This window comes from Pseudomonas sp. MB-090624 (assembly GCF_003205245.1).
GTDB classification, from domain to species: Bacteria; Pseudomonadota; Gammaproteobacteria; order Pseudomonadales; family Pseudomonadaceae; genus Aquipseudomonas; species Aquipseudomonas juntendi.
Map to the genome: position 1 here is coordinate 1 of NZ_QJRK01000093.1, position 4,926 is coordinate 4,926.

Below are 4,926 nucleotides of genomic sequence, written 5' to 3' on the forward strand. Positions count from 1 at the left end.
CTTCGTGATGATCGGACTTCGCTACCGGCCTTACCCCGATGCCCGCTACAAGCTGGGCGTTTCCCTGATCGCCTGGGCGGCATGTGCGGTTACCGGCATGCAGTGCGTCAGCCTCATCGGTCGGATATTGCTTCACGATGAGTTCGCCGACGTGTCCTGGTTCAACACTGCGTTCTACCTGCTGGCCGCCATGCTGGTGTGCCGGGCCAAAGGGAACGTAGCCAAGATCGTGCGGGTTGAATGATCCGCGCCACGAAATCGAGATGCGCCGTTTCGTGGCGCGAGGAACCCGCATGGAAAAGAAACCCCTGATCCTTGGCCAAGAGCTTGGCCAGGCTGTCTGCCAGGTGCTTGGCCTGGACGCATCGAAGATCACTTCCATCACCATTCGCATGGAGCCCAACACCGCTGCTTGCGTCGAGGTCGTCAACACCATCAGCCAGGTGGAAGGCGAGAAAATCGCAGGCGCCCTGGGGGTCTACGGTCTGACCCGCCGTGGCATGTGATGTCCTGCAGTGGATGCGCCGCCCGGCGCGAGTGGATAAATAAATGGACCAAGGTGGCATATGAGCGAGCAAGAAACCTTTTCACACCAGATCGAGAACCTGAGCCCGAAGAAGGGCGACCTGCTGGTGATCAGCGTTCCATTCCCAATCAAGGCGGAGCAGCGGGAGCGGCTGACCCAGCACCTGGCGGGGACGGCTGATCGACTCCAGTGTGAGCTGGTCGTGCTTGAGGCGGGCATCACTGCCCAGCTGCAACCAAGCGTGAGCGACCTGCTGGCCGAGCAGCAAAAGCAGACTGCACTGCTCGAGCAGATCGCAACCCAGAACCTGGCCCTGATCGAGGCACTGGCTGACGGCGGAGATGTAGACCCGGACGCCGAGCCGCAGACCTACTTGGACGGCTCGCCGTGCCGGTAAGGCCTGGCACGCACAGGCCTCATGGCGCGACCACTGCAAAGCACAAGCCGCCAGAGCAGCGCCAGAGTAGCACTGAGCGTGGGTATGGGTACCGCTGGCAGCAGTCCCGAGCGGGCTACCTGCGCAAGCATCCGCTGTGCGTTCACTGCGAGCACGAGGGAAGGGTAGAGCCAGCGACCGAACTGGACCACATCGTCCCGCACAAGGGCGATAAGGATCTGTTCTGGTCTAGGGAGAACTGGCAAGGCCTGTGTAAGGCGCACCACTCCCGCAAGACGGCGGCAGAGGACGGTGGATGGGGCAATGCCCGGCGCAGCTGACCGGTCCACGCATCGAAATGGTGCGAATCTCGTGGAAATCGATCGATAAATGATCAAGTGAGAAGAAATCTCATTCACGACGGTGGGGGAGGGGAAAAGTCTGGAGCATTTTGCTTCTAGACCGCGCCCGAAGTCGTTTTTTCGCGCCGTCAAAATTAGCTTTTTGAAATTGAAGGTTGACAAATGACCCGAGGACGGAAGCCAACGGCGCCCAACCTCAAGGTTCTGGCCGGTACCACTCGCCCGGATCGCGAGGAAAAGGACGCGCCAGAGTTCGACCTGATTGACGACTTCCCTGACGCACCTCAGCACCTGAATCGAGACGGCGCCGAGATGTGGGAAAGCCTCGGCCGGCAACTTGTCGCCGCCAGGGTGCTGCAGGTGGTCGACCTGTACTCACTGGAGCAGCTGTGCTTTGCCTGGCAGTGCTTCCGCAAGAAGGCCAAGGCCGACATGGAAGCCACGGCGGCAGAGACCACGGCGCTGAAGGCGCTGTTCTCCGAGTTCGGCATGACGCCGGCAAGCCGCCGAAAGGTTTCGTCGGGAGGGGAGCAGAAGAAGGGCAACGCCTTCGCGGGTAACGGGCGTAAGAATGCGTGACTTCGTCAAGATTGCTACCGACTACGCGAAGGGGGCTGTCGCCGACAAGAAGCGTAAGCGTCATGGGAAGCTGATCCGCCAGGCCGCCCAACGCTTTCTGGATGACCTCAAACGAGCCAAGAAAAAGGACTGCCAGTTCATCTTCGACCCATGGCACGCGAACGACCCGTGTGACTTCATCGAGAAGCTGCACCACGTTGAAGGCAAGTGGGAAAAGCCGACCATCGTGATGCACCCGTCGCACATCTTCTTTGTGGTCCAGCTGTTCGGGTTCCGCAAACGGCAGTGGGTGTTTACTGAAGGCTGGGGCGACGACGGGAAGTTTCACCCGCGGCGGTTCACCTCGGCGCTGTTCGCAGTAGCGCGCAAGAACGCCAAGAGCACGCTGTCCTCGGCCATCCTGCTGTACTGCGAATGCTGCGAGCCCGAAGAGGGCGCCCAGATCATCAGCGCGGCCACTACCTTTCCGCAGGCGTCGATCATCTTCAACGCCGCCAAGCGGATGACCGAGAAAAACGCCGACCTGCGCGAGCACTTCGGGCTTGAGGTTTGGGCCAAGTCCATCAGCCGCGTTCAAACCGGGGCCAGCTTCAAGCCGATCCACGCCAAGGCATCGACCCAGGACGGTCTGAACCCATCGCACGTTGGGTTGGACGAGATCCATGCGCACAAGACCGCCGACCTGCTGAACGTGCTGCAGTCAGCCGCAGGTGCTCGGGGCAACCCGCTGTGGCTGTTCACGACCACCGAGGGCTACACCAACCCCGGGCCGTGGGCGGAAATTCGCATGTTCGCGAAGAAGCTGCTAGGCGGGCTGTTTGGCACCACCGCTGACCACTATCTGGTGGTGTTCTATGCGGTGGATGACGAGGACAAGAGCCTCGGCATCAAGGCCGACGAAGACTTCGACGAGAAGGCCTGGATCAAGGCCAACCCGTTGATGGACGTTAACCCGCACCTGATGGCGGCGATTCAGAAGGAAGCCATCGAAGCGAAGCAGATGCCATCGAAGATGGCCGAGTTTCGCATCAAGCGGTTGAACCGGCCGGCCTCGACGGCTGACGGCTGGGTCGACCTTAACAAGTGGCAGCAGTGCGGCGGTGAGATCGACCTGGACTGGCTTGCGCAGTACCCATGCTGGGGCGGGCTAGACCTGGCTTCCACTCGCGACCTGACCTCATTTCGCTTGGTTTGGAATGTTGACGGCGTCCTGTACACCTACGGGTGGCGGTGGGCGCCCGAGAGTGCGGTGGCCTTCCGAACTGAGCGCGGGACAGTTCCCTATGCGGCCTGGGTTGAATCGGGCCTGCTCAAGCAGACAGAGGGCGACGTTACCGACTACGCGGTGATTGAGGTCGATGTGAAAGCGGTTTGCGAGCGCTTCAACGTCCAGGCTATTGGCTATGACCGGTGGAATGCCACCGACCTAGTGAACCGTCTGGTGGCTGCCGAGCTCCCGTTGGTCGAGTTCATCCAAGGGCCGAAGTCTTACCACCCGGCGATGCAGACCCTCGAGCTGGCCTATATCTCCGGGAAGTTGGTGCATGGAGGCGACATGTTGCTGAACTGGTGCGCCTCCAACCTGATCGCACGGCGTGACGACAACATGAACATGGCCCCGGACAAAAAGCGTTCGGCAGACAAGATCGACGACATGACCGCTCTGCTTATGGCGGTTGGCGTCTCTGGAACAACACCAGACGACACGAATATTGACGACTTCCTTTCCAGACCGATGAGCATGTAATGGCAGATACCGACTACAGCATTGACCTGCGCACCCGCAGCCCATTCTGGGCGCGCATGGCGAGCTTCTTCGTCGGCGGCCGTCTGGTGTCGCCGGAGAAAGGTTCGCAAACCGGGCCGGTATCTGCCTCTGGGGTGGTGGGCGACTCGGTTGTGAGTGATGAGCGATCGCTCCAGATATCCACAGTTTTCGCCTGTGTGCGCTTGATCTCGACCGTAACTGCCGGACTTCCGCTGGATGTGTTCGAGACCAAGGGCGATGACCGACTGAAGGTGGGGCTGAGTAACCCACTGGCCCGGCTCCTGCGCTTCAGTCCGAACCAGTTCATGACGGCCGTAGAGTTTCGCGAAGCCATGACCATGCAGCTGTGCTTCTACGGCAACGCCTACGCGTTGATTGAGCGGAATAGCGTGGGTGACGTCATCAGTCTGATGCCGCTGCTGTCGGTCAACATGGATGTGCGAATGGAGAACAAGCGCATCGTCTACCGGTACCGCCGAGATAACCAGTATGCGGACTTCAAGGCGTCGGAAATCTTCCACCTTAAGGGGTTCGGATTCAACGGTCTGGTCGGCTTGTCGCCGATCGCTTTCGCCGCGAAGACCACTGGTGTGGCTGTTGCGATGGAAGACCAGCAGCGCGACTTTTACGCCAATGGCGCCAAGTCGCCCCAGCTGCTGATGACGGGTGAGGGCAAGGTGCTCAACAAGGACCAGCGCGACCAGGTCGAGGAGAACTTCAAGGAGATCTCCGGCGGTCCTGTGAAGAAGCGGCTGTGGATTCTGGAGGGTGGATTCACCACCCAAGCCATCGGCGTCAGTCCCCAGGATGCGGAAACAATGTCGGCCCGCAAGTTTCAGGTGAGCGAGCTGGCCAGGTTCTTCGGCGTGCCGCCGCACCTGGTGGGCGACGTGGAGAAGTCCACCAGCTGGGGCACCGGCATCGAGCAGCAGAACCTCGGGTTCCTGCAGTACACCCTTTCGCCTTACCTCAACCGCTGGGAGTACGCCATCGAGCGCTGGCTGCTCAAGCCTGGCGATATCGGCCGGTACCACGCGGAACACAACATTGATGGACTGCTGCGCGGCGACTCGGCTGCTCGAGCATCCTTCATGGGCACGCTGGCGGACAAAGGCCTGCGAACCATCAACGAACTGCGGCGGCTGGACAACATGCCGCCCCTGCCTGGCGGCGATGTGGCGACCCGGCAATCGCAGAACGTGCCAATCACCCAACTCGGTAACCCAGACCCCGCATCCAGCGGGGTTTGATCTTTCTGGAGGCAGCAAATGCCAAGCGTTTGCAAGACCCTGGCCTTCGATCAGGCCGCAATCAA

General features: G+C 60.7%; 7 protein-coding genes. All 7 read left to right on the forward strand.

Annotated features, from left to right (window positions below):
* Positions 1–244: phage holin family protein (locus DMX12_RS28595; protein ID WP_110680077.1), on the forward strand; the 244-nt coding region annotated here is incomplete at its 5' end.
* Between the two features lie 49 nt (positions 245–293).
* Complete coding sequence (locus tag DMX12_RS28600; protein ID WP_104925795.1) at positions 294–506, forward strand: hypothetical protein; 213 nt, start codon at positions 294–296, stop codon at positions 504–506.
* Positions 507–566: 60 nt separating this feature from the next.
* Complete coding sequence (locus DMX12_RS30470; RefSeq protein ID WP_110680078.1) at positions 567–923, forward strand: hypothetical protein; 357 nt, start codon at positions 567–569, stop codon at positions 921–923.
* A complete protein-coding gene (locus tag DMX12_RS28610) occupies positions 914–1,243 on the forward strand; it encodes an HNH endonuclease (protein WP_110680079.1) in 330 nt (109 codons plus the stop codon). Before DMX12_RS30470 ends, DMX12_RS28610 begins: the two co-directional genes overlap by 10 nt.
* Before the next feature lie 183 nt (positions 1,244–1,426).
* Complete coding sequence (locus DMX12_RS28615; RefSeq protein WP_110680080.1) at positions 1,427–1,843, forward strand: terminase; 417 nt, start codon at positions 1,427–1,429, stop codon at positions 1,841–1,843.
* A complete protein-coding gene (locus DMX12_RS28620) occupies positions 1,836–3,590 on the forward strand; it encodes a terminase large subunit (RefSeq protein ID WP_110680081.1) in 1,755 nt (584 codons plus the stop codon). Before DMX12_RS28615 ends, DMX12_RS28620 begins: the two co-directional genes overlap by 8 nt.
* On the forward strand, positions 3,590–4,861 hold the full coding sequence (locus tag DMX12_RS28625) for a phage portal protein (protein ID WP_110680082.1): 1,272 nt from the start codon (positions 3,590–3,592) through the stop codon (positions 4,859–4,861). The genes DMX12_RS28620 and DMX12_RS28625 overlap by 1 nt, the downstream gene beginning before the upstream one ends.
* Positions 4,862–4,926 lie beyond the last annotated feature (65 nt).